Below are 1,052 nucleotides of genomic sequence, written 5' to 3' on the forward strand. Positions count from 1 at the left end.
GGCTCGCCCCGCCCGCCCTGCTCGATCTGGACCGCACCATGCGGCAGTTCGAGCGGCTCGCCGGGCACGTGCCGGTCGGCGCGCCCTGGCTCGCCCCGCGCGCCCGGCGCCTCGACGCCAGGACCCTGGAGTCCTGGCTGCGCGGCATCCGCGCCGGCCGCACCGCCCGGGACCTGTTCGCCCTGGTCGCCAGGGCCAGTTGGGGCTGCGAGCCCGGCGAGCTCTCGCTGCTGCACGCACTCCACTACGTGCACGCCTGCGGCGGCTTCTCCCCCATGCTGGACACGGCCGCCGGCGCCCAGCGGGAGCACTTCGTCGCGGGCGCCCACACGCTGGCCGAACGGCTGGCGGCCGAACTCGGCGACCGCGTGCTGCTCGGCGCCCCCGCGCTGCGCGTCGAGTGGCGCCGGCCGGAGGGCGTCACCGTCCACACCCCGCGCGGCGAACTCGCCGCGCGGCGCGCCGTGCTGGCCGTGCCGCCGGCGCTGCGCCGCACCATCGGCTTCGCGCCCGCGCTGCCGCCCCGCCACCAACAGCTCGCGCAGCGCTGGCCGCAGGGCGTGCTCGGCAAGGTGTACGCCGTCTACGACCGGCCGTTCTGGCGCGCCGGCGGCCTCTCGGGGCAGGCCCTCGTCGACGTCGGCCCGGTCTCGTCCACCTTCGACGTCACTCGTGACCGGTACGGCCCCGGGATACTGCTCGGCTTCGTCGGCGGGGACCACGCCCGGGCGTTCTTCGGGCTGCCGCCGGCCGAACGCAGGCGGGCGGCGCTCGGCTTGTTCCGTGCCCTGTTCGGTCCGCGTGCCGATCGCGTGGTGGCCTACACCGACCACTGCTGGGGCGCCGAGCCGTTCTGCGGCGGCGGCCCGACCGCCGCCGTGCCGCCGGGGGCCTGGACCCGCTACGGGCCCTGGCTGGCGAGCCCGGTCGGCCCGCTGCACTGGGCCGGCGCGGAGACCGTGGGGCGGTGGGGCGGCTTCATGGACGGCGCGGTCCGGTCGGGCGAACGCGCGGCGGTCGAGGTGCGCGCCGCGCTGTAGCCGGCCGGGGCG

The 1,052-nt window shown here is 78.4% G+C and carries 1 protein-coding gene; it reads left to right on the plus strand.

The genetic code is table 11. The features are described 5' to 3' along the window. Positions 1–1,040 (plus strand): FAD-dependent oxidoreductase (locus tag E1265_RS36440; RefSeq protein ID WP_132935208.1); only part of this gene is annotated, 1,040 nt, incomplete at its 5' end. Positions 1,041–1,052: the final 12 nt, after the last annotated feature.

Origin of the sequence: Streptomyces sp. 8K308 (genome assembly GCF_004348315.1) — a bacterium.
Lineage (GTDB): Bacteria > Actinomycetota > Actinomycetes > Streptomycetales > Streptomycetaceae > Streptomyces.